Raw genomic sequence first — 22,487 nt, forward strand, 5'->3', positions numbered from 1 at the left:
GTTACGCCTTTCAACCATGGCGAGTCCACAGGGAAGCGTCAAGTCAAGGGGTTAGACCATGAAGGAGGCACCACAGCCGCAGGTGGTCGTGGCGTTGGGGTTCTGGACCAGAAAACGGGCACCGGCGAGCCCCTCCTCGTAGTCGACGGTGGAACCCACGAGGTACTGGTAGGAAAGCTCATCGACGACCAGGGCTACCTCACCGAATTCGATCAGGGTGTCGTCGTCATCGACCGATTCGGCAAAGTCGAAGCCGTACTGGAAGCCCGAGCAGCCGCCTCCCGTCACGTAGACGCGAAGCTTGAGGTCGGGTTTGCCCTCTTCCTTGAGGAGCCCTTGAAGCCGCTTCCTGGCAGCGTCCGAGAGCATCATGGGAGTGGGCACGAAGGATTCTGCGCCGCTCATGGGGGGCCTCCCTGAGCTGAATTGAATGGCTAACGGCGAATTATCCCCAATCCCCAGTAAAAAGGTCAACTATTACCGGGGACGGGACTGCGCCATCAGGGCATCAGGGCGGGAGCAGCGAGTCCGGCGTCTTCGGTGAAGCCGAACATCAGGTTGAGGTTCTGTACCGCCTGGCCCGAGGCACCCTTGACCAGGTTATCGATCACCGACAACACCACGACGGTGTCGCTGCCAGCGGGACGATGTACCGCCAGGCGGCAGACATTGGCGCCCTTGACGCTGCGCGTTTCGGGGTGGCTGCCGCTGGGCATCACGTCGACGAAGGATTCATCGGCGAAGCGCTGTTCGAACAGTGCCTGCAGATCGCCCGGCTCGGTGGTGAGGCGCCCGTAGAGAGTGGCATGGATACCGCGAATCATCGGCGTCAGGTGGGGCACGAAGGTCAGACCCACCGGCCTGTCGGCGGCATCGCCGAGGCCTTGACGGATCTCCGGCAGATGGCGATGGCCAGAGGCACCGTAGGCCTTCATCGATTCGCTGGCTTCGGCCAGCAGCGAAGGTACCTTGGCACCGCGTCCGGCGCCGGTCACGCCAGACTTGCAGTCGGCGATGATATGGTCGGCGTCGATCAGCCCGGCCTCGAGCAGCGGCAGCAGCCCTAGCTGTACCGCCGTGGGATAGCAGCCGGGCACGGCGATCAGACGCGCCTGACGAATGCGCTCGCGATGCATCTCGGGCAGGCCATAGACGGCTTCGTCGAGCAGCTCCGGTGCACCGTGTGGCTGCCCGTACCACTCCGACCACACCTCGGCGTCGCGCAGGCGGAAGTCGGCCGAGAGGTCGATCACCCGGGTACCCTGGGCGAGCAGTTCGCCGGCCAGGGCGTGTGCAACGCCGTGTGGTGTGGCGAAGAACACCGCATCGCAGGCGCCCAGACGCTGCGGGTCGGGCTCGCTGAAAGCCAGATCGTCGTAATGACCGCGCAGGTTGGGGTACATGTCGCAGACTCGCATGCCAGCCTCGGAGCGCGAAGTGATGGCTTCGACCTCGACCTCCGGATGCTGGGCCAATAGCCTGAGCAACTCGACGCCGGTATAACCGGTACCGCCGACGATTCCGACCTTGATCACAACGCGACTCCTTCGAAGTTAGCCTGGCTGGGAGCGGTCGCAGCAGGACCGTCCTGTCCGGATATGATACACAAGAGAGGGGGCGGCGACTCAACCGCCTTGACGATGCTTCCCAGGAACCGTTTGCACAGGAAACTTGCCGTGCCGCGCCTCTCGCTTCCCAACTTCAGCCTGGAAGGCTTTCGCCGCAAGCTGGCCAGTGTCGATGCGCTGCCCCAGCTGTGTGTACTGGGGGTCGTCTCGGGGCTCGTGACGGGGGCCGTGATGGTCGGCTTCCGGCTATTGCTCGGGCTGGGGGGCTTGCTGTTCATGCCGGAAGGCAACCACGAAGCCTTCGAAGGGCTGTCGCCGATGGTGCGCTCGAGCCTGCCGCTGATCGCCGTGGTATTGATCGGCATCTTCCTGTGGCGCCAGCCGTCGGCGGCACGCAAGCTGGGCGTCGCTCATGTGATAGAGCGTCTTACCTACCACCAGGGCCGCTTCCCCTTGCGCAACTGGATCAACCAGTGGTGGGTCGGTGTGGTAACGGTAGTGGGTGGTCTGTCCGCCGGACGCGAGGGGCCGGCAATCCATCTCGGTGCGGCCGCCGCCAGCGGCCTGGGCCAGCAGCTGCGCCTGCCGCACAACAGCCTGCGAGTACTGGTGGCCTGTGGTACGGCAGCAGGCATTTCGGCATCGTTCAATACCCCGATAGCCGGCGTCATCTTCGCCATGGAAGTGGTGATGATGGAATACACTATCGCCGGCTTCATGCCGGTTATCCTGGCCTCTACCATGGGCGCCTTGATGGCCATCCTGGTATACGGTTCGGAACCGGCCATTCAGGTACCCAGCGTCAGCCTGGGTTCGCTGATGAATCTGCCCTGGCTCGTGATCACGGCGCTGTTCATCGGGCTGCTGGGCGGCCTGTTCATTCATGTAGCGAGAAGCGAACGCATCAGTGGCCTGCCGGTGGTGCTGCGCCTGGCGTTGGTGGCGCTGGTCACGGCGGCGGTGGCGTGGTGGTATCCCGACGTGCAGGGCATCGGCTACGACAGCCTGGATGCTTCGCTGGCGGGAAATCTGACCGTCGACGTACTGCTGGCGCTGGTGATAGCCAAGCTGCTGCTGACGGCAATCACCGTGGCCAGCGGTATTCCCATCGGTATCATCGGCCCGGTGCTGGTGGTCGGCGCCGCAGCCGGAGCGTTGGCCGACCTGGTGGGGGCGTGGTTATTTCCCCAACTGGGCGTGGAGCCAGGCTTCTACGCCATGCTCGGCATGGCGGCGATGATGGGAGCGGTCCTGCAGGCGCCGTTGGCCGCGCTGATGGCGCTGCTGGAGTTGACTCACAACCCCAACATCATCCTGCCGGGCATGCTGGCAGTAGTGGTCTCGGGGCTGACGACCCGCCAGCTGTGCCGCTGTGACGGTTTTTTCATCAGCGTGACCCGCCATGGCCTGCACCCGCTGCAGCAGCCTCTGATGCAGGCGCTTTCGCGGATTTCGGTGCCGGCGGTGATGGAGCGTAGCTTCGTGACGACGCCACGCATGGTGACCCGTGACCAGGCTCGTACGTTGCTTGCTGCCAAGCCGGTCTGGATCCTGATCCTTCGCTCATCCGGCGACAAACCGACCCTGGCTCTGAAGGCGGCCGACCTGGCCCGGGCGCTGATCGATGAGCAGGAGCTGGAGGAGATCACCACCGAGGAGGCGCTGATCGACCTTCTCGAGGTACCTGGGCTGCGCCTGGAGATGGTCCCGATCCACCAGCAGGCGACCCTGTCGGAAGCCTTCGAGCGGCTCAACGACCAGGCGGTCGATGCGCTTTACGTGGAACAGGGCCGGCGCCCGAAGCACAAGCGAATTTCCGGTATCATAACCCGCGGTTCCATCGAGCGTTACTATTCGCTGAAGTGATGTATTGACGAAAACCCCATGTCGGCGGTGTTCTCCGAGGAGACTGAATGTATCTCTGGATCAAGGCTCTGCATATCGTGGCCGTCGTTACCTGGTTCGCGGCACTGTTCTACCTGCCGCGCCTGTACGTCTACCACGCCATGGCACGCGACAAGGGCGAGCAGCAGGCCATCGACTATTTCCGCGTGATGGAGCGCAAGCTCTACCGCGGCATCATGACGCCGTCGATGATTGCCGTGATCGTTCTGGGCGGTTGGCTGCTATACCTCATGCCCCAATGGCTCGGCATGGGCTGGTTGCATGCCAAGTTGGCACTGGTGTTGCTGTTGGTGATTTACCACCATGCCTGTCTAGTCTATCTCAAGCAGTTCGCTGCGGGCCGCTGTCGGCGTACCCATGTCTTCTTCCGCTGGTTCAATGAATTGCCGGTTATTGCGCTGCTCGCCATCGTGATCCTGGTCGTACTCAAGCCGTTCTGACCATGCCGAGCCATATGAATCGACAATCCCCGGTCGTGCTGGTGCTGGCCGGCCACGATCCGACTGGCGGGGCGGGACTCATCGCTGACAGTGAAGCGATCGCCGCCTGTGGCGGCTGGGCCATGACGGTACCGACGTCCCTGACGGTGCAGGACAGCCACGATGTGCAGCGTGTGGAGCCGGTACCCGCGGATCTGATCCGCGACATGGCGGGTCAGCTTGCCACGTTTCGCCCGGCGGCGATCAAGATCGGGCTATTGGCCAGTCACGAGGCGCTCGAGGCCGTGGTGGATATCGTCAAGGCGCACCCGCAGGTGCCGGTGGTGGCTGATCCGGTGCTCAAGGCCGGAGGAGGAAAAGAGTTATCCACAGCGACTTTGGTCGATGCCTTTTGTTCCCGCCTGCTTCCTCTTGTGGATATTCTGACTCCCAATCGTCTCGAGCTGGTGCGCCTTGCCGGGCCGCAGGCCCAGGATGACCAGACGCGAGTCCAGCGGTTGCTGTCGCTCGGCTGTCGCGCCGTGTTGGTGACCGGTAGCGACGATCCAGAAACCGGCGTACCTGATGATCAGGTCGAACTGGTTCTTTACGACGGAAGCGAACGCTTCGCCTGGCGCTGGCCGCGGCTGGCGGGCAGTTTTCACGGTTCGGGCTGCACTCTGGCTGCCGCTCTGGCGGCGCGGCTTGCCGCTGATGAATCACTGCGCTCTGCCTGCGAGCAGGCCCAGCAATTTACCTGGCGGGCCTTGGCCAATGCCTGGCAGCCGGGCAATGGCCAGGCGCTACCGCGACGTACGGTTTTTCAGGATATCCAGTGCCATCCATTGCAGGACGTGACCCAACCCAATGGCATGAGCGAAAATCAGCGCATCCTTAACAGTGACTCCAATGTTATCCAAGAAGTTATCCACAGGCCGGGTGAGGCAACCCCGGCTTTTCCCATGACGGGGTCAAACCATTTTCGAGACAGCAATGAGGCTGACATGACTACTTCCGCAACGCTCTTCGAACAGGCCTGCCGCCACATTCCCGGCGGTGTCAATTCTCCCGTGCGTGCCTTCAAGGGGCTTCATCGGCCCCCGGTGTTCATCGAGCGAGCCCAAGGGGCCTACCTGTTCGACGTGGAAGGTAAGCGCTACGTCGACTATGTCGGCTCCTGGGGGCCGATGATCACCGGTCACGCCGATCCGGATGTGCTCGGTGCGGTGCGCGAGCGACTCGACAATGGGCTCTCCTTCGGCACGCCGACCGCCATCGAAACCACAATGGCCGACCTTATCTGCGAGATGATTCCGTCGATCGATATGGTGCGCATGGTCAACTCGGGTACCGAGGCCACCATGTCCGCGATTCGGCTGGCGCGGGGCTTCACCGGACGCGACAAGATCGTCAAGTTCGAGGGCAACTATCACGGCCACTCCGACTCGCTGCTGGTCAAGGCCGGTTCCGGTGCACTGACCCATGGCGAGCCCAGCTCACCTGGCGTTCCGGCCTCCCTGGCCGAGCACACCATTACGCTGGCCTACAACGATATCGATGCGGTGGAGGCCTGCTTCGAGGAGATAGGCAACGAGGTTGCCTGCATCATAGTCGAGCCGGTTGCCGGCAACATGAACTGCATTCCGCCGCTGCCCGGCTTCCACGAGACCCTGCGCCGGGTTTGCACCGAGTACGGTAGTGTGCTGATCTTTGATGAAGTGATGACCGGTTTTCGCGTCGCTTTGGGCGGTGCCCAGGCTCACTTCGGCATCGAGCCCGATCTGACCTGCCTGGGCAAGATCGTCGGTGGTGGCATGCCGGTGGGCGCCTTCGGCGGCAAGCGCGAGATCATGGAAATGATCTCGCCGCTGGGGCCGGTCTACCAGGCGGGCACGCTCGCGGGTAACCCGCTGGCCATGGCGGCAGGCATCGCCCTGCTGACCAAGCTGCGCGAACCCGGTTTCCACGATGCCCTGGCTCAGCGTGTGGAAACGCTATGTCACGGATTGCAGGAGCGCGCCGATGCTGCAGGCATCGACATGATCACCCAGCGCGTTGGTGGCATGTTCGGATTGTTCTTCACCGGGCAGTCCCGGGTCGACAACTTTGCCCAGGCCACTGCCTGCGATGCCGATGCATTCCGTCGCTTTTTTGCGGCGATGCTGGATGAAGGTGTCTATCTGGCGCCCTCGGCCTATGAGGCGGGCTTCATGTCCAGCGCTCATACGCCGGAAGACATTCAATTGACGCTGGATGCCGCCGAGAAGGCTTTCGCTCAGGTGCACCAGTCTTGACGAGGCGCCACTGCCACAAGGAATGAATATGGATGCCACCTCAGCGAACTGCCAGACGTCTCCATCCACTGCTCTCGGTCTGGATGAATTGATCGATTCGCTGGTGGCTTCCCATCGTACGATTGTCGATGACCTTCCCTACGTAGGTTCGTCCTGTTGCCTGGCAGCAACCCGTTCATTGGTTGAGGATGAGGTGAAGCAGCTCGACGCTCGTCTGACAGGCGAGGAGGACCGGCGACGCCTGCACGGGCTGAAAGAGTGGTTGGAACAAGAGCTGGTACGACTCGAGCCGTGGTTCCACGAGCGTGGCGAACCTCGCCCAAGCTGGGTCGTCGGTCGCCAGGCCATGTCGCTGTTCGATCGGCAGCGCCTGATCATGTCCAATGCCCTCGATCTGGAGGCATCGGATCCGTTGGCCAAGCGCTGCCTCGACTCGGGCTTCGATCTGGTCTCGCTGCTGGTGGGGCTTTATGTCCGCGATGAAACCCGGCTGGCCCACTATGCGTTCGATCGCTATTTACGGCTATCGGGGGACTACTCCCTCTCACGTCTCGTTTCCGTGTTTGCGGTTTGTCGCTCGCTCGCGGGGGCCCGCCGAGCACTGCAGCGCTGGGAATCGGGTCGCGGCACGGCGTTTCACCTGGCCGAGATCATGACGGAGTGTCGGCGTTACCTCGAACTGGCCGAGTGGGTTTCCAACTTCCGTTTTCCTCCGCTTATCATCGGTGTCGGTGTATCGGGCAGCGGCAAGAGCCGCTTCATGGCTGAAATCGTCGAGCGGCTGGGTGCCGTGAGGCTGTGTTCGGATGCCGAGCGGCGGCGACTTTTCGGACTTTCTCCACAAGCAGTAGAGACGATACCTGCTGTGGATATCTTCAGCCCGGAAACCACCGAGCGTACCTACCAGCGCCTGGCCAGCCTGGCCGGACTTCTGCTGAATGGCGGCATCCCTACCTGCATCGATGCCACCTGCCTGACACGTGCCCAACGCCAATTGTTGCGACAGCAAGGTGAGGCACGCGGCTTGCCAGTACTTTTCGTCAGCTTCGAAGCCGATGACGAAACTCTCAGGGCACGCATCGCCAAGCGCGCCAGCCGCCAGGGGGGCGACCCGGCAACGAGCCTTGAGGTACTCAACCGGCAATTGGCCTCGTATGAGGATTTCAGCGACGAGGAGCGTCAGCATCTGCTGCACCTCGATACCACCGCCGAGCATGTCGGTGATACCTTGGCGATGCTGGTAGAGAAACGGATAAGGCTGAGTTATAGCTGAGGCTGCAATGAGACAATTGCTCATCACCTTGCTGGTTGCCTGTATCGGAATGAGCGACCTCGCAGCGGGCGACCGCTCCACATCGCGGGGAGTCGTAAAACCTATGGACGACAGCGCCTCAAATGTCATTGACATTGTATTTGATGGTGAGCCGGGCACACGTTTCGTGGCGACGCTGAAAATCCATCGAGAGGATGTGATAGAGAAGCATGAGTTGGCGGAAATTGTTCCTAGCGAGCATCGGTATCGAGGCGAGGCGCTGGAAGCCAGCGTGCGACAGCTGACGGAGGGAAGCCTGACGGTAGAGGTTCGCAAAGGCGGAAACGTCAGTCGCTCGAGTTCGCGTGGCGAGAATAGCCAGCTAAGCTTGCAAATCAGGTAAGAACGCGCCTCTTTGCCCTTTTCCTCTAATCTGAAAGAAAGGGCCTGCCAAAGGTGGCAGGCCCTTTTTCTGCAGGCTTAGTTCTGGTGAACGTAAGCCGTGTTGCCCCCGCCCACTTGGGTGGTAACGGCGGAGTTGTTGACGCCCATCTGTACATGTGTGGCACTGTTGCTGGCCAAGCTAGCCAGCCCACCGAAGAAACCCGGCAACGCCGACTGACTGATGGACGAATCATGGCCCAGACCCGTCTGGGAGGAATATGCCACATCGTTAAAGCCGCTCTGCATCACGTCGGATGTATTGTAACGGCCGTTTTGGGTGATGACGGCATCGTTGTTATAGCGGCTTTGTTCCACCGTCGCCGTATTATATTTCCCATTCTGTTCGATGTCGGAGTCGTTTTTCAGCCCACTCTGGCGCACCATCGCCTTGTTCAGTGTGCCGTCCTGATCAATGGAAGAGTCGTTGAAGCTTCCGCTCTGGTCAACATCGGCGTAATTGTAGTCGCCGGATTGAGTAATGTCGGAGGAAAGCTTGGTGCCCTCCTGGTTCACCAGCGCGAAATTCTTGTCTTCCCACTGAACGACGTCAGAGTCGTTGAAGCTGCCGCTCTGGTTGACCTCGGCAAAGTTTCTCCAGCCATTTTGGTAAGAGGTGGCATTGTTCTTAACCCCTTCCTGGTCAACCTGAAGAGCGTTCCGGCTACCGTACTGCTGGCTTTCAGAAGAATTGTACGCTCCGGATTGAGCCAGGTTAGCGCTGTTCGTTGTCCCGTGCTGCAGGGCATTGGCGCGATTTCCCACACCCTCCTGATCGATGGCTGATTCGTTATAGCCCTCCCACCCTTTTTGGAGTACGGTTGCGTCATTGTAGGCGCCCGTTTGTGTGACGTCAGAGATGTTGCTTCCTGCGCCTTGGGTGAGTTGTGTCACACTTGTATTATTGTTGATGCCTTCTTGGTCGATATATGACTCATTCTGGTTTGCCAGAGCCGTACCTGAGAAGGCGATAGCCGCTGCCATGATTGTCATCTTGAACTTCATCTTTATTCCCTCTCGTTGAGATCCCTGGGTAAGCCTCTGCTGCCAGGGTGGGGTTCGACAGCGATAGCTTGGCTATCACTCCCGTTTGCCACTTCCGGTTTAAGCGCTTTTTTCCTTTTTATTGCTCATGCTTCCTGCATCTTTACCACGAACCTGGAACGGCAGCGTTAATAACGGTAGATATGAACGGCTGCCTGCCCCCGTGAGAACTGTGTAATGGTGATGGGGCTGGTGCGCTGGCTTCCCAACTGGTGGATCTCGGCGCTGCCGTGTACGCCATGCTGATTGATGGTGGCCTCCTTGCCGTATCCGGCCTGCACGATTTCAGCATCATGTCCGTAACCCTTCTGCAGAATTGAAGCTTCCAGTTGAGCGCCGGACTGCACTATCCGAGCCTCATGACCCGCCCCCATTTGCCTTGCATTGGCTGCATTGGCCGAGCCCAGCTGCATGATCTGGGCGTTGTTATCAATACCGCTCTGAATAATGCTGGAATCGTTACCGTAGCCAGCCTGGTATACAGTGGCATTTTGGCGATGCAAGACTCCCGCCGGCTCAGGACCGAGTTCCGAACTCGACATGAGATCGGTCGCCATGGTGGCGTTTGCCAGCAGAGCCATTCCTATCGCAAAAAGAACAAACCCGTATTTTCTCATGGCAACTTACTCTGTGCTTTTACGTTCTGTAACAGTATCGTCTTGCGGGAGAAGACCTTCCATAATTCGTATGTCTTAATTTCAGTATTATTTTTTTAGCACCCATAGGGTCTCCGCAAGAATGACTCTTCTCGTTTTAAATTCAAAATTACTGTTCTTCAATGCGTAAAAAAGGCGCCAATGTTTTTGGCGCCTTGAAATAGAAGGGTTTCATAGCATCGGCGGAGAGGATTCCCGGTAAGCCATGAGTATCTTGTGATCACGATCTGCAGCGTTGGCAAGATTCCAAAGCCCTCGGTCGACTCCCTGGGTGACGAGATGAATGACGGCGGATTCGATTGCCGACATTACGGCCATCTGGACCGGTTCATTGTGTGTATAACCTGCCTCGGCTTCCAGCAGACGGCGGAAGCTGACGAAACGATAGACACCAGCACGAACCTCGTATGAGTAGACCGTCTTGCTGGTGGTAACGTTAGCCAGAACTTCACCGGTGGCGATATCCACGGCGCGGAGGTTGACGGTAACCTGATCGACCTGATATTGACCGGACGATCCGATGCCGAAGTACTCTGCCCCCACGCCGCCCGTCTTCATGTTGGAGTCGTAGGCGATGATTCCCCCTTCCATCAGGATGCGTGCCGCGTTCAGCGAGCCCAGTTCTTGTTCGCGTCCGTTTCTCTCCAGGTTGGCCCGTATGATGCGGCGCTCGGTGAGTAGATTCTGCAGCCCTACACGCTCCAGGGGTACGAACCAGCCCGAGTCCGCCAGAGCGGAACTCAGCATGGCGGCGCCACCTTGCGTCACTGCCGTCGAAAAGGTACTGGCGGGCTGAGGACGGTACTGACCAGTCTGATCCCTGAAATCATAGACGGCCGTGAATATCGGGGCTGCCGGGCGTGGCAGGCTTGTCAAGTCGTAATACGTACCGGCACGTGGGGCCAGGGTAGCCGGCGCTCCCTCCAGTCCTTCGGGAGAAGTGACCATGCCGACGCATCCGCCAAGGAAGATCAGTCCTGACATGAAACCGATTCTTAGTGCTTTCATGTTCGAGCCCCTTAAAATGGCGTTCCGAAATCTATCCGCGTCACTTCGTTCGTCCTCTTGTCGGTGATGACCATCTGGAATGCACCGCCCCCCGCGTTGACGAACCTGACGTTGAGCGAAGAGTTGTCGATGACGCTCTCGCTTCCTCCGGGGTTGTTGGGATCGAGCGCATCGTCGATGGCACGGTTGATGAGATCGGCACGCAGATCTTGGAGGAAGAAATCGACTTCTGAGAAGCCACCGAAATCCGGAGCGTTGGGATCCTTGTGCGTATCCTGCGCCTGGGCCTTGTTGAGCAGATGGTTGCCCAGCAGGGGATCCCCTCCGAATGAAGGATTGATGGGGCGATAGATGAGTTCCCCCGCCTGGGCTCCCGAGGAGCAGGAGAAGAGCAGTCCGACAAGAGAGAACTTCAGTAGTAGTGAGCGTGCATGTTTCATGGTGTTCTCCTTCTAGTAAACCTTTTCCACTAGATTTCTTCGTCGGCCAGATCCGGGTCGCTCTCGATCGCTTGCATGATGCTGCGTTGCACCAGGAGCTGTTCCACCTGCTCGACGGCCACCTCGGCATACCGATCAATATCGCTAAGTCGGGGGGGGAGTGCGGCCTGGAAGAGGATGCGATTGTTCTCCGCGACCCAGACTTGGCTTCCCCAGCGGGCATCGGGGCGCTCGTGTACGGACAGCGTCGTGCTGGACAGAATGTGACTTTCCGAACTCAACTGGCTGAAACGCCTATAGAAAGTCTTCCCCATCATGGTGATGGTGCGGTCGACTATCACGCCTGACAGGCCTGGCTCGTCCAAGCGGAACTGACGGGACAGTTCTTCCGTTGCCTTTCCTTCTTCCAGCGCCTCCTCCCCTTCGATCGGGCTCTGAGGAACCGACGGCTCCCTTGGCACCGCAGGCAGTCCGGCGCCCGGCGTTTCCACCTCGGCCAAGGCAAGGGAGCCAAACGCCAGCAACAAGATGGCCATTGACGATTTCGCGTGAAAGAAAGCCATTGTCCTGTTCGCTCTCGAATCAGTGACGGGATGAGGCTCTATCGCACCGTCTTAGCGCCTGCGGGGGAGGGGGCCCCAAGTTCTGGCGGGCCCAGTTCACGGCCTGCATACGGTTGTTAACCTTGATCTTGCGGAAAATGTTATAAAGATGCGATTTCACAGTATGTTCACTCACAAAGAGAAGCTCGGCGATCTCGGTATTGGAGGCGCCAGAGCCGAGCAGGCCGATGATTTCCAGCTCGCGCTGTGTGATGCCGCAGGCGGGGCGATAGCAGTTGATCTGCTGGCGGCGGTAAAAGTCGATCAATCGCGTCATCAGCGAGCGCGACAGCCAAAAATCACCTGCCAGCAGTCGCTGGATTCCCTTGCAGATCATTTCGAGACTATCGTTGCGGTAAAAGACGCCTTTCAGCTGCATGAGGCTTAGCAACTGCGCGGCATGTTCTTCATCCTTTATGTTGAAAGCCGTCAACACCCATCCTGGCTGATGTTGATATTGTGCCTGCCATGCCTGGATGACCGCTTCTTCGAGATGGTCGATATCCAGAAGCACAATGGTACGAGAATCGTCTTCTTCTTCCATGAGGTCGACTGCGCCTTCAGGCACCTCTGGAGGTACGATGTATAAGTCGCGTTGTAACTTCTCGTGTAAGTAACAGACGAAAAGCTGAGTTTGTGGGTTGCTTTCGGTAGCTAGCAGGATAATCCCTTTTCCAAGTTCCATGCTCTTTTTCCCCTGATCGATATTCCTTTTTCTTGGTGTGACCTTGCCGGGTCTGACGAAAAGGACTGGAAACATCTTGGTTCAAGCGTAGCAGTTTTGTAAAGTTATGTTATAGTGTGTTTTGTCTAGTTAAGCAGTACTAGGTTTTCCATTCTTCTAAATTAAATTCTTTAGTATCATGTGCTTACGCACTTTGATTTCGTTCTTGTCTTCAGTAATTCTCACATCGTTTCGCATCTCGCTGAATTTAATTCATTCAGTTCTTGCTCGTTACGTTCGATAACGTTCTGTCTTAGAGTCTGCCCATGCGGTACTTGCCGCGAACGCTTCCACGGCCGGCTATGGTGCGTGAGGAAGAATCCTCTCCGTTATGGTTGGTGTCGGTCGTTGAATACCATATTCAGCTCGAGAAGGTTGTCGGCCTGTCGTGTTCTTAAGGGGCGTCATGGCTTATGCAGTGAAGCCGCCAGGCGGCCAGGCGACCAGCTCACCTTACAATTCCTCGCTGTGGAGCCGTCGGAAGTAGACCGAACAGGGGAATTGCTGGCTTGCCATGGGCCGGCACAGCACCCATTCGAAGCCGTTGGCTAGAAGAGTGCCGCCACTATCTTGAGGGAACGATCAGAGACCCGAACCAGCAGCACCCCGACATTCGGGGGTCTCTGGTGGGTATCCCGGTGGGTACGGACCCCCTCTTCCTTGCTGGTCTCAGTGCCTAGCTTCTCGCTTGCAGCTAGGAGGCACACTGAACAGGTTCCGTCTGGCCCAGTTCATCGCTTGCAGGCGGTTATGAACTTTGATTTTCCTAAAGATATTGTAGAGATGAGATTTCACGGTATGTTCGCTGACGAACAGCTTCTCGGCGATTTCCGAGTTGGTTGCTCCCGTACCGAGAAGCCCGATGATTTCCAGTTCGCGCTGCGTCAATCCACAGGCCGGTCGGTAGGAGTTCATCTGCTGGCGGCGCAGTAACTGGATCATGCGTGACATCAAGGTACGCGACATCCAGAGGCTGCCGCTGTGAAGCGCCTCGATTCCCTTGCAAATCAGCTCGACGCTGTCATTGCGATAGAATATTCCCTGTAGATTGAGGGATGAGAGCAGCTCCACAGCGTGCCCTTCATCACGCACGTTGAAGGCAGCAAGACTGATGTTCTCCTTGCCATCCGCTGCGGCCTGCCAGCGCTGTATGGTCGCTTCGCTCAAATGATCCAGGTCGAGAATCACCAGGATGTCCTTTCCCTCACCCAAGGATGGCATGGTCTCGGTGTCGACAGCAATGATCTCATGCTCCAGTTGGACCTGAAGATGCTCAATGAACAGCTTAGATTGGGGATTGATGGCGGTGACCAGGAAAATCCGAAAGGCCATGCTTGTCATATTTCCTTCCCCCTGTTGATTCGTAATTAAACGTGTAAAGAAATGTAATTCTCTGCATTTTTGGAGTCTCGGTCAAAAATAGCAAAGAGGTTAATATCTTTTTTTCATAAAAAAAAATTGCTTATTACTTTTTTTATTGTATTTCAAGCTCACAACCATCTGTGGGAGTGGCTGCGAAGAAAAAGTGGAAAGCTACCCTTTTATTTTTTAATTACTTTCCTTTAAAAACAATAAGTTGGCTTGTTGATGTGCAGAATCGACATAGCAGCGTAACAAAAAGCTTGTCGATTTGTCGGTGCTAGGAGTATTAGACCGAAGGCCTCGCAAGGAGGCATCTTTTCATTCCTATTTGCAGCGAATGGGCCTTTTCTGCGTTTCCCTGGCGTTGTACATCTACTACCTATTACTCAGCGTATCTTTGTTAAAAACTTACGTTTCTGATCTTGGCCTTGCTTAGTACGATCAGACGTAAAAGGAGGCGCCTGTTAAGAAACAGTACATGTTCAACAGTGAACTAGCTGACAGTAGTATAAAGAATTTATTGCGCCAACCCATGCATGCCAGGAAAACCAGGTGAGTGCTATGCCCGACACAAGACTGCTACACATCAGATGCGCCCTTCGAACGAAGGCACTGCCTGCTTGGCGCTAAGTGGCAGTCCATTGCTCTCAAAGTATGGACCAAAAATTTGCTTAGGATGCAATGTCCGTCCCGATTCTTCAACACGACCTGCAAGGTGGCTTCTATGATCGACGCTGTGCGCTCAACGGCATTAGCGGAGCCCATGAGTATGGCTCTGGGCGTGCTGGATATTCATTGCCCATTGAGAATCTCAATCAGAAGCTTTCCGGTGGCAGCGAGCAGGCTCTTTCGAAGTTATAGAAAATATTTTTACAATTTTTTACATTCGTGGAAGAATTCAGCCTGAACGGATAGGTAAATGTTCGGTCTTTTTTGTTGGTTGATTTGTCGAGTGATAAGACTTATTTTCCTTTTTGCTAAATTAAATGCATCACAGCTATTGTCGAGCGCCCGAGAAGATGATGCCCTCCAAGAGCCTTAGCCTGGTACTGCCACCTGCGCAGGCAAGTTGTAAAGTTAGGTTACAGGATGGCCATGGACAAGTCTGAAATGCTTGGCTTCAGCCTCGATTCGCTATGTGAATTGCTTATGCTCCAATATGAATATGAGCGTATTAGCGGTTCAGCCCTTTGCCTGCCTCGTGTAACATGCTGGCAGTGGCAGCCATGCATTAGGAGCCGTTGTGATCCCCATAGATGAGTTGGTGCTTGCCAGTGCCAACGCCGGCAAGATTCGGGAGTTCGGTCAGCTTTTCGCGCCCTTGGGTCTGAGAATCAGACCTCAATCCGAATTCGGTGTGACAGACGTGGAGGAAACCGGGCTCACCTTCGTCGAAAATGCCCTGCTCAAGGCTCGGGCGGCAAGCCGAGTCAGCGGCTTGCCGGCACTGGCCGACGACTCCGGCCTCGAGGCCGACGCGCTTTCGGGGCAGCCGGGCATCTACTCGGCCCGCTATGCGGGCGAGCCCAAGAGCGATGCGCGTAACAATGCCAAACTGCTGCAAGCCTTGAGCGCGGCCTCCGGCACTGCTCGCAGTGCGCGCTACTGGTGCGCGCTGGTCTACTTGCGTCATGCCGATGACCCGGTACCGCTGATCGTCCAGCGCTGCTGGGAGGGAGAAATCCTCGAGCAACCTCGTGGTGAGAGCGGGTTCGGCTACGATCCGCTGTTCTGGCTCCCCTCGCTGGGCAAGAGTGTCGCCGAGCTAGGGGCAGAGGAAAAGAACCGTCTCAGTCATCGCGGTCGAGCTCTCGAAGGCATGTTGGCTGCTCTACGCGAGATGACCCAGCGCTGATGCCCGACTTGCCTCCAATTGCACCGGCGCTTCCTCCCCTGGCGCTCTACGTTCACGTACCTTGGTGTGTGCGCAAATGCCCTTACTGCGATTTCAACTCCCATGGCGTTGGCAGGGGGGCGGAGCTACCGGAAGAGGAATACCTGGCCGCGTTGCTCGACGATCTCGATGCCGACTTACCGCTGGCAGCCGGTCGTCCGCTTGTCAGCATTTTCATCGGCGGCGGCACGCCGAGTCTGATGTCGGCCGGCTTCTATGCACGTTTCCTTGATGAGCTGGCGCAGCGCCTGCCGCTCGACGAGAAAGTGGAAATCACCTTGGAAGCCAATCCCGGGACCTTGGAGAGCGGGCGCTTCCGTGGCTACCGTGAGGCTGGGGTCAATCGGCTGTCGCTCGGCATACAGAGTTTTCAAGCGAAGCAGCTGGCGGCCTTGGGGCGTATTCATAGCGGGAAAGATGCCCTGGCTGCGGTGGAAGAAGCGCGTACCGCAGGCTTCGATAATCTCAATCTCGACTTGATGCACGGTCTGCCGGACCAGACCCCCGAGTTGGCGCTGGCTGATCTCGAGCAAGCTCTGATGCTCGAGCCCGAGCACCTCTCGTGGTACCAGCTCACCCTTGAGCCCAACACCGAGTTCCACACGCGGCCGCCCGTGCTGCCGGAGGAGGAAACCCTATGGGACATCCAGGACTTGGGTCATGAGCGGCTCGAGGCGGCGGGACTTGCACGCTACGAGATTTCCGCCTATGCCCAACCTGGGCGGCGCTCACGGCATAACCTCAACTACTGGCGCTTTGGCGACTACATGGGTATTGGTGCCGGCAGCCACGGCAAGTTGAGTGCTTTTGACGATTCGGGCCGGTTGCGCATCGAGCGGCGCTGGAAGACCCGTCAGCCCGAAGCCTACCTGCGTCGACGCCGCGATCCGCGTGGCTTCGTTGCCGGCAGCAACTGGGTCAGTGACGATGAGCTGCCGCTGGAGTTCGCCATGAACGCCCTGCGTCTCGTTGACGGCGTGCCCATGGCGGATTGGCAGGCCTACACCGGACGCCCGCTCCCGATGTTGATCGAACGCCTTGAAGTGGCACGCAATAAAGGACTTCTTGTGGAAGATGTGCAAAGGCTTCAGGCTTCTCCTCAAGGTCTATTATTCTTGAACGAGTTGCTGGCGCTCGTAGATGACGCCGGCACGGAATGATCGCATTATCCTCTGACTGGAGATTGCCAATGCTCAAAGCTACCCGATTCGTTGCCCCTCTTGCGGCTGCCTTGCTGCTCGTCGGCTGTGCCACTACCGATCCCTATTCGGGGCAGACCCAGCGCAACAAGACCCTATCCGGGGCCGGTATCGGTGCGGCAGTGGGCGCTGCGGCCGGCGCGCTGTCGGGCGATGGCAGCACCAGCCGACGCGACCGGGCGGCGATCGGTGCCGTCGTGGGGGCCGCGGCGGGCGCAGGCATCGGCGCCTATATGGATCGTCAGGAGCAGCAGTTGCGCGAGAGCATGCAGGGTACCGGCGTCGACGTGGAACGCCGTGGCGACGACATCGTGCTCAACATGCCGAGCAGCGTTACCTTCGGTTTCGATTCCAGCGAATTGACCGTTCAGGCACGCAACGCGCTCAACGATGTGGCCAACGTGTTGACCCAGTACACCGATACGCGCGTCAACATCGCCGGCCACACCGACAGCACTGGCGATGATGCCTACAATCTACGGCTCTCCGAGCGCCGCGCCCAGGCCGTGGGTAACTACCTGGCGCAGACAGGCGTAGCAGGCCATCGCCTCTCCATGACAGGCTACGGCGAGAGTCAGCCGGTGGCTAGCAACGACACCGAGGAGGGGCGGGCCCAGAACCGTCGCGTCGAGATCACGCTGACGCCGATCGAGTCGCAGTTCCAGCAACAACAGTAAGCGCTCAGCGCGACGAGTTGCCTTGCAGGCCCGCCACTAGCATAGTGGCGGGCCTGTTCGCTTGTTACCGCTCCGCATGAGGTCATCGTTCATGCTCTCCTATCAGCATGCTTACCACGCGGGTAATTTCGCCGACGTGCACAAGCATCTCGTGCTGCACGCCGTCGTTGATCACTTGCTGCGCAAGTCCTCGCCGATCACCTTCGTCGATACCCATTCCGGGCGCGGTGTCTATCCGCTGGACGCGGTCGAGACTCAGCGACTCGGCGAGTTTCACCATGGCGCGCTGCCGCTGTGGGAAGAACGTCATCGTCTGGCTGATGAACCGCTGCTTTCGGCCTGGCTTGAAGCCATCGCCGGCCTTCAACGGGGGGGCTCGCGGCTCGAGCGCTATCCCGGTTCGCCCTGGTGGTTGGCCCATCGACTGCGTAATGGCGATCGGTTGCGTCTCTACGAGTTGCATCCGGGTGAGCACGGTCACCTGTCGCAGCAGTTACTGCCGGCGAATGCTCAGCGCATTCATGGCGATGGCCTGGCGGGCCTGATCCAGGCCTTGCCGGCATCGACTCCGCGATTGTGCGTACTGATCGATCCCAGCTTCGAGCGCAAGGAGGAGTACGCCGAGGTCGCCGAGTGCGTGCTGGCCGCCATGCGCAAGGCGCGTCATGGCGTGGTGCTGGTGTGGTACCCCCTGCTGCCGGCCGGGCGTCATCACGTGTTGCTGGAGCGGCTGCGTGAAGGCGGGCTGCGCAAGATTTGGCGCAGCGAACTGACACTGCACGCACCGGGCGAGGAGCGCGGTATGTACGGCAGCGGCATGCTGGTCGTCAATCCCCCCTGGGGACTCGAGGAGCGCCTGGCCGCGGCGATGGCGCGAGCGGCTCCGCTGCTCGACAAGGGTTGCCGCTACAGTGCCGATTGGTGGGTAGGTGAATGATTCGTGGGTGGTGAATAGAAGCTACTTGCCGATACAGAAACTGCCGAAGATCTCGCCCAGAAGATCGTCGGCGCTGAACTCCCCGGTAATCTCCCCCAGCGCTTGCTGGGCATCACGCAGGTCCTCCGCCAATAGTTCGCCGGCACCGTAGCCTGACAGCTGGGCTTCCCCGCTGGTGAGCGCTTGCTGCGCGCGGTCGAGAGCATCCAGATGGCGACGGCGAGCCGAAAAACGACCCTCCGTGGTCGCTGTATAACCCATCACCGCCTTCAGATGCTCCTTCAGATGCGCCACGCCCGCCCCGGTCAGGGCGGAAAGGCGCACGATCGGCGTGGCGGCGGTCAGGTCGAGCCCTGGTGTCTCATGGCTGGCGTCGATCTTGTTGCGTACCAGTGTCAGCCGCCCAGGGTCGGGCAGCCGAGCGACGAACTCCGGCCAGATGGCCATGGGATCGATGGCCTCGGTGGTGTCGGCATCCACCAGCAGTAGAACGCGATCGGCCTTCTCGATCTCGGCCCAGGCCCGGGCCACGCCAATCCGCTCGACGGCATCCGGCGTGTCGCGCAGACCTGCGGTATCGATTACATGCAGCGGCATGCCGTCCAGATGGATATGCTCGCGCAGTACGTCGCGGGTGGTGCCGGCGATATCGGTGACGATGGCGGTCTCCTGCTCGGTGAGGGCATTGAGCAGGCTCGATTTACCGGCGTTGGGGCGTCCGGCGATCACCACGCTCATGCCTTCTCGCATCAGCGCCCCCTGACCGGCGGCGGTGCGCACCTCGGTGAGCTCGGCCGTAACGGCACCTAGCATTTCGGCCACCTTGCCGTCGGCGAGGAAGTCGATCTCCTCCTCGGGGAAGTCGATAGCCGCTTCCACGTACATACGCAGCTCGATCAGGCGCTGCACCAGTGTCTCCACTCGACGTGAAAATTCCCCCTGCAGCGAGCGCAGGGCGTTCTCGGCCGCCGCTCTCGAGCTGGCCTCGATCAGGTCGGCGATAGCCTCGGCCTGGGCCAGGTCGAGCTTGTCGTTGAGAAAGGCGCGCTCGGAGAATTCTCCCGGCCGTGCCAGGCGGGCCCCGAGCTGGACGCAGCGTTCCAGCAGCAGGTCCATGATTACCGGGCCGCCATGTCCCTGCAGCTCCAGTACGTCTTCGCCGGTGAAGGAGTGCGGCCCGGCAAAGTAGAGGGCAATACCTTCGTCGATTACCGTGCCGTCACCGCTAAAGGGGCCGTAGTGGGCGCGCCGGGGAGCGGGGCAGTGTCCTACCATGGCCTCGGCGATCGGCGCACACAGCGGGCCCGAAACGCGGATGATGCCAACCCCGCCGCGCCCCGGCGGGGTTGCCAGGGCGGCGATAGTGTCCTGATGATAGAGCGGATGCGACATTGGCTGGCCCTGTTGGTTGCGACGGCACTCGCGGCATTGTCCCGTCGAGGGCCCTGAAACGCCAGACCCCCGCGAGAGCGGGGGTCTGGATGATTCTGGACTGCGGTCAGCGCTTGCTCTTGACCGTCTTGCCCACGCTGGGATCGTTCTCGATCTTGCGCGTGATCACGTACTGCTGGACGATCGAAATGACGTTGTTGACCACCCAGTAGATGACCAGGCCGGCCGGGAACCACAGGAAGAAGAAGGTGAATACGATCGGCAGCATCTTCATGATCTTCGCCTGCATGGGGTCCGGCGGTGTGGGGTTGAGCATCTGCTGGACGAACATCGAGGCGCCCATCAGGATCGGCAGGATGAAGAACGGGTCCTTCATCGAGAGATCCTGGATCCAGAACATGAAGGGCGCATGGCGTAGCTCGACGGATTCCAGGAGCATCCAGTAGAGAGCAATGAAGACCGGCATCTGCACCAGGATCGGCAGACAGCCGCCCAGAGGGTTGATCTTCTCCTTCTGGTAGAACTTCATCATTTCCTGGGACATCTTCTGCCGATCGTCGCCGTACTGCTCCTTGAGGCGCTGCATTTCCGGACCCAGCTTGCGCATGCGGGCCATCGACTTGTAAGCCTTGGCGGAAAGCGGCCACATGGCCAGCTTGACCAAGACGGTCAATAGCACGATGGACCAGCCCCAGTTGCCAATGATGTCCTGGATGTGATCGAGCAGCCAGAACAGCGGATTGGCAATGAACCACAGCCAGCCGAAGTCGACGGTCAGGCGCAGGTTGGGCGCCACTTCCTCGAGATAACTCTGCACCTTGGGTCCCATATAGAGCGTGGCGCCCAGGCGCGCCTCGCTGTCGGGGGCGACCGTGGTGACAGGGCCGGCAAACGCGGCCACGTTGCGGTTGCGCGAATCGGTGGTGGCGTATTGCAGGCTCTGCTTATTCTGGGGCGGTACCCAGGCCGAGACGAAATAGTGCTGGATGATGGCCACCCAGCCGCCCTGAACGTCGCGGTTATTGAATTCCCCGGCTTGGATATCGTCGAAATCGACCTTCTGGTAGCGGTCCTCCGGCGATGAGTAGGCCGCACCCAAGTAGGATTTCATGCCCATCGAGACGCCACTGGAGGGATCGGGACTGTTATCCCGCGCCAGTTGCCCGATGAAGCGTGCGGTGACTGGCTCTTCGGCGTTGTTGTTCAGGAAGTAACTGACTTCGACCGCATAATTGCCGCGCTCGAAAGAGAAGCGCTTGATCACCTCGACACCGTTCACCTCGCCATGGAGATCGACGTCGAGGCGATTCTCGTCGTCGGTCAGTCGATAGCTGGTGTTCTCCGGCGTAAAGCTGACGCGGCCGCCCTGGCCGTCCACCTGCAGCCCCGAGCGCGCCACGTAGCTGCGCGTCTCGTTATTCGAGAGGAGAACGTAAGGGCGCTCGGAGCCCAGCGCCAGACGGTGCTGGGGCAGGGCGGCATAGACGATGTCCCCCCCCTGCGGGTCGATGCGAACATCGAGTACGTCGGTGACGACGGCAACCAGGTCGCGAGAACCGCTCGGCTGCTCCGTCTCGTCCGGCATGCTGCCGGCCATCTCCTGCTCAGCACGGGATGCAGCGGGGACCGTCAGGCCATCGTCGTCGGGTGCCTGCTCTGCACCCGGTGCCGGTGCGGTGATAGCGGGAGCGTCAGGCTCAGGAGCAACCTGGCCATAGTCCTGATTCCACTGCACGACGAGCAGATAGGCGAGCACGGCCAGTGGAATCAGCAATAGGAGTCGTTTTACGTCCATGAGGGTTCTGCCCGGTGGGTAGTGAACATGCCGCTGGAACGAGATCCGCTGTCATGTAGATAAGGACGATAGCCTGCGCGGCAGGCTATCGAGGCGGAGAAAGGCTCCGCATCCGGTCAGGAGGTCATCGTTTTTCGGGCGTCACGCTCCAGGCGACGCCACATGCCGAAGAACTGGCGATGCAGTGTAGCCTTGTCCAGCTCATTCGCGCCGCGCCGAGCCAGCAATACGATATCGACGGCGGGTAGCGAGCACTGCTGAAGGCGTATGGATTCACGAGCGAACCGCTTGATACGGTTGCGATCCACGGCCTTGCGGACGTTCTTCTTGCTGATGACCAGGCCTAGGCGGGGGTGGTCCAGTCCATTGGGGCACGCCAGGGCCATCAGCCCCTTGCCATGTACCTTGAATGAAGCGTGATCGAAAACGTATCGATAATCCCCGGCAGTCAACAGACGCAGCTGCTTGGGGAAACCATGACCGGACACGCGCAATCCGCTGTCAGGCGCTCAGACGCTTGCGGCCCTTGGCGCGACGGCGAGCCAGGACGGCACGACCATTCTTGGTAGCCATGCGAGCACGGAAACCGTGGACACGCTTGCGCTTCAGAACGCTGGGTTGAAAGGTACGTTTCATAACACTTGATTCCCACGTGGTTTATTGACGGAACGTCTTACAGAAATGCCCTGATTCCCGACAGGAACCAGGGGCAGATTCGGTTCAAGACCGGAAATTGTAGAGACTTCGGCTGCCCGACGCAATTGTTCCGCTTGCTGCAGCGGGTCGAGCAGCCGCTGGCGGTTGGCCGAATCGCAGACTTGCTGTCATGGCTTCCCGGCCCACGGCTGTGGTTAACATTGGGGACTCTATCTGTTGAT

General features: G+C 59.2%; 22 protein-coding genes and 1 pseudogene. 10 read left to right on the forward strand and 13 right to left on the reverse strand.

Annotated features, from left to right (window positions below):
- Window positions 1–51: 51 nt before the first annotated feature.
- A complete protein-coding gene (gene erpA / locus HNO52_RS20800; protein WP_197567041.1) occupies window positions 52–405 on the reverse strand; it encodes an iron-sulfur cluster insertion protein ErpA in 354 nt (117 codons plus the stop codon).
- A 95-nt stretch (window positions 406–500) separates the two neighbouring features.
- Window positions 501–1,535 (reverse strand): N-acetyl-gamma-glutamyl-phosphate reductase, encoded by a 1,035-nt coding sequence (gene argC / locus HNO52_RS20805; RefSeq protein ID WP_197567042.1) that lies wholly within the window; start codon window positions 1,533–1,535, stop codon window positions 501–503.
- Between the two features lie 141 nt (window positions 1,536–1,676).
- Between argC and HNO52_RS20810 the strand changes: the two genes are divergently transcribed.
- The 6 genes and pseudogenes from HNO52_RS20810 (at window position 1,677) to HNO52_RS20835 (ending at window position 7,841) form a co-directional block, all read left to right on the forward strand.
- Window positions 1,677–3,434, forward strand: a complete 1,758-nt coding sequence (locus HNO52_RS20810) for a chloride channel protein (RefSeq protein ID WP_442907085.1) — start codon at window positions 1,677–1,679, stop codon at window positions 3,432–3,434.
- A gap of 47 nt (window positions 3,435–3,481) precedes the next feature.
- Window positions 3,482–3,913, forward strand: coding sequence for a protoporphyrinogen oxidase HemJ (gene hemJ, locus HNO52_RS20815; RefSeq protein ID WP_197567043.1), 432 nt, complete (start codon window positions 3,482–3,484; stop codon window positions 3,911–3,913).
- 14 nt (window positions 3,914–3,927) lie between these two features.
- Window positions 3,928–4,707, forward strand: a pseudogene (thiD, locus tag HNO52_RS20820) (bifunctional hydroxymethylpyrimidine kinase/phosphomethylpyrimidine kinase); the annotation flags it as partial.
- 189 nt (window positions 4,708–4,896) lie between these two features.
- Complete coding sequence (gene hemL, locus HNO52_RS20825) at window positions 4,897–6,186, forward strand: glutamate-1-semialdehyde 2,1-aminomutase (protein ID WP_197569331.1); 1,290 nt, start codon at window positions 4,897–4,899, stop codon at window positions 6,184–6,186.
- 28 nt (window positions 6,187–6,214) lie between these two features.
- Window positions 6,215–7,459: a P-loop nucleotide/nucleoside kinase family protein gene (locus HNO52_RS20830; protein ID WP_197567044.1), complete on the forward strand. Its 1,245-nt coding sequence runs from the start codon at window positions 6,215–6,217 to the stop codon at window positions 7,457–7,459.
- A gap of 7 nt (window positions 7,460–7,466) precedes the next feature.
- Window positions 7,467–7,841, forward strand: coding sequence for a hypothetical protein (locus HNO52_RS20835; RefSeq protein WP_197567045.1), 375 nt, complete (start codon window positions 7,467–7,469; stop codon window positions 7,839–7,841).
- A 77-nt stretch (window positions 7,842–7,918) separates the two neighbouring features.
- Here HNO52_RS20835 and HNO52_RS20840 read toward each other — a convergent pair whose 3' ends face one another.
- From HNO52_RS20840 to HNO52_RS20870, 7 genes are all read right to left on the reverse strand, one after another.
- On the reverse strand, window positions 7,919–8,884 hold the full coding sequence (locus HNO52_RS20840; RefSeq protein ID WP_197567046.1) for a hypothetical protein: 966 nt from the start codon (window positions 8,882–8,884) through the stop codon (window positions 7,919–7,921).
- A 167-nt stretch (window positions 8,885–9,051) separates the two neighbouring features.
- Window positions 9,052–9,540, reverse strand: a complete 489-nt coding sequence (locus tag HNO52_RS20845) for a hypothetical protein (protein WP_197567047.1) — start codon at window positions 9,538–9,540, stop codon at window positions 9,052–9,054.
- A 210-nt stretch (window positions 9,541–9,750) separates the two neighbouring features.
- Window positions 9,751–10,563, reverse strand: coding sequence for a CsgG/HfaB family protein (locus HNO52_RS20850; RefSeq protein ID WP_232090427.1), 813 nt, complete (start codon window positions 10,561–10,563; stop codon window positions 9,751–9,753).
- A 35-nt stretch (window positions 10,564–10,598) separates the two neighbouring features.
- A complete protein-coding gene (locus tag HNO52_RS20855) occupies window positions 10,599–11,027 on the reverse strand; it encodes a curli assembly protein CsgF (RefSeq protein WP_232090429.1) in 429 nt (142 codons plus the stop codon).
- Window positions 11,028–11,056: 29 nt separating this feature from the next.
- Entirely contained in the window at window positions 11,057–11,563 is a 507-nt protein-coding gene (locus HNO52_RS20860) for a CsgE family curli-type amyloid fiber assembly protein (protein ID WP_197567049.1), read from the reverse strand.
- 46 nt (window positions 11,564–11,609) lie between these two features.
- On the reverse strand, window positions 11,610–12,314 hold the full coding sequence (locus HNO52_RS20865) for a LuxR C-terminal-related transcriptional regulator (RefSeq protein ID WP_197567050.1): 705 nt from the start codon (window positions 12,312–12,314) through the stop codon (window positions 11,610–11,612).
- 708 nt (window positions 12,315–13,022) lie between these two features.
- Window positions 13,023–13,694: a response regulator transcription factor gene (locus tag HNO52_RS20870; RefSeq protein ID WP_197567051.1), complete on the reverse strand. Its 672-nt coding sequence runs from the start codon at window positions 13,692–13,694 to the stop codon at window positions 13,023–13,025.
- A gap of 1,264 nt (window positions 13,695–14,958) precedes the next feature.
- Here HNO52_RS20870 and rdgB point away from each other — a divergent pair.
- From rdgB to HNO52_RS20890, 4 genes are all read left to right on the forward strand, one after another.
- Complete coding sequence (gene rdgB / locus HNO52_RS20875; RefSeq protein WP_197567052.1) at window positions 14,959–15,570, forward strand: RdgB/HAM1 family non-canonical purine NTP pyrophosphatase; 612 nt, start codon at window positions 14,959–14,961, stop codon at window positions 15,568–15,570.
- On the forward strand, window positions 15,570–16,769 hold the full coding sequence (gene hemW / locus HNO52_RS20880; RefSeq protein WP_442907086.1) for a radical SAM family heme chaperone HemW: 1,200 nt from the start codon (window positions 15,570–15,572) through the stop codon (window positions 16,767–16,769). Before rdgB ends, hemW begins: the two co-directional genes overlap by 1 nt.
- Window positions 16,770–16,798: 29 nt before the next feature.
- Complete coding sequence (locus tag HNO52_RS20885) at window positions 16,799–17,485, forward strand: YiaD family glycine zipper/OmpA-like lipoprotein (protein WP_197567053.1); 687 nt, start codon at window positions 16,799–16,801, stop codon at window positions 17,483–17,485.
- 91 nt (window positions 17,486–17,576) lie between these two features.
- Window positions 17,577–18,422: a 23S rRNA (adenine(2030)-N(6))-methyltransferase RlmJ gene (locus HNO52_RS20890; protein WP_197567054.1), complete on the forward strand. Its 846-nt coding sequence runs from the start codon at window positions 17,577–17,579 to the stop codon at window positions 18,420–18,422.
- A 21-nt stretch (window positions 18,423–18,443) separates the two neighbouring features.
- Here the strand turns inward: HNO52_RS20890 and mnmE are convergent, their stop codons facing one another.
- The 4 genes from mnmE to rpmH all read right to left on the reverse strand — a co-directional run bounded on the left by mnmE (window position 18,444) and on the right by rpmH (window position 22,245).
- Complete coding sequence (gene mnmE / locus HNO52_RS20895; protein WP_197567055.1) at window positions 18,444–19,814, reverse strand: tRNA uridine-5-carboxymethylaminomethyl(34) synthesis GTPase MnmE; 1,371 nt, start codon at window positions 19,812–19,814, stop codon at window positions 18,444–18,446.
- Window positions 19,815–19,920: 106 nt separating this feature from the next.
- Window positions 19,921–21,609, reverse strand: coding sequence for a membrane protein insertase YidC (gene yidC / locus HNO52_RS20900; protein ID WP_197567056.1), 1,689 nt, complete (start codon window positions 21,607–21,609; stop codon window positions 19,921–19,923).
- Window positions 21,610–21,725: 116 nt separating this feature from the next.
- Window positions 21,726–22,097: a ribonuclease P protein component gene (gene rnpA, locus HNO52_RS20905; protein WP_197567057.1), complete on the reverse strand. Its 372-nt coding sequence runs from the start codon at window positions 22,095–22,097 to the stop codon at window positions 21,726–21,728.
- A 13-nt stretch (window positions 22,098–22,110) separates the two neighbouring features.
- Entirely contained in the window at window positions 22,111–22,245 is a 135-nt protein-coding gene (rpmH, locus tag HNO52_RS20910) for a 50S ribosomal protein L34 (RefSeq protein ID WP_010626003.1), read from the reverse strand.
- Window positions 22,246–22,487: the final 242 nt, after the last annotated feature.

It is taken from the genome of Halomonas sp. MCCC 1A13316 (assembly GCF_014931605.1).
Lineage (GTDB): Bacteria > Pseudomonadota > Gammaproteobacteria > Pseudomonadales > Halomonadaceae > Halomonas.

Coding starts and splice junctions, on each gene's coding strand:
- erpA (WP_197567041.1), bottom strand. CDS start 405: ATGAGCGGCGCAGAATCCTTCGTGCCCACTCCCATGATGCTCTCGGAC.
- hemJ (WP_197567043.1), top strand. CDS start 3,482: ATGTATCTCTGGATCAAGGCTCTGCATATCGTGGCCGTCGTTACCTGG.
- hemL (WP_197569331.1), top strand. CDS start 4,897: ATGACTACTTCCGCAACGCTCTTCGAACAGGCCTGCCGCCACATTCCC.
- HNO52_RS20830 (WP_197567044.1), top strand. CDS start 6,215: ATGGATGCCACCTCAGCGAACTGCCAGACGTCTCCATCCACTGCTCTC.
- HNO52_RS20835 (WP_197567045.1), top strand. CDS start 7,467: ATGAGACAATTGCTCATCACCTTGCTGGTTGCCTGTATCGGAATGAGC.
- HNO52_RS20840 (WP_197567046.1), bottom strand. CDS start 8,884: ATGAAGTTCAAGATGACAATCATGGCAGCGGCTATCGCCTTCTCAGGT.
- HNO52_RS20845 (WP_197567047.1), bottom strand. CDS start 9,540: ATGAGAAAATACGGGTTTGTTCTTTTTGCGATAGGAATGGCTCTGCTG.
- HNO52_RS20850 (WP_232090427.1), bottom strand. CDS start 10,563: ATGTCAGGACTGATCTTCCTTGGCGGATGCGTCGGCATGGTCACTTCT.
- HNO52_RS20855 (WP_232090429.1), bottom strand. CDS start 11,027: ATGAAACATGCACGCTCACTACTACTGAAGTTCTCTCTTGTCGGACTG.
- HNO52_RS20860 (WP_197567049.1), bottom strand. CDS start 11,563: ATGGCCATCTTGTTGCTGGCGTTTGGCTCCCTTGCCTTGGCCGAGGTG.
- HNO52_RS20865 (WP_197567050.1), bottom strand. CDS start 12,314: ATGGAACTTGGAAAAGGGATTATCCTGCTAGCTACCGAAAGCAACCCA.
- HNO52_RS20870 (WP_197567051.1), bottom strand. CDS start 13,694: ATGACAAGCATGGCCTTTCGGATTTTCCTGGTCACCGCCATCAATCCC.
- hemW (WP_442907086.1), top strand. CDS start 15,570: ATGCCCGACTTGCCTCCAATTGCACCGGCGCTTCCTCCCCTGGCGCTC.
- HNO52_RS20885 (WP_197567053.1), top strand. CDS start 16,799: ATGCTCAAAGCTACCCGATTCGTTGCCCCTCTTGCGGCTGCCTTGCTG.
- HNO52_RS20890 (WP_197567054.1), top strand. CDS start 17,577: ATGCTCTCCTATCAGCATGCTTACCACGCGGGTAATTTCGCCGACGTG.
- mnmE (WP_197567055.1), bottom strand. CDS start 19,814: ATGTCGCATCCGCTCTATCATCAGGACACTATCGCCGCCCTGGCAACC.
- yidC (WP_197567056.1), bottom strand. CDS start 21,609: ATGGACGTAAAACGACTCCTATTGCTGATTCCACTGGCCGTGCTCGCC.
- rpmH (WP_010626003.1), bottom strand. CDS start 22,245: ATGAAACGTACCTTTCAACCCAGCGTTCTGAAGCGCAAGCGTGTCCAC.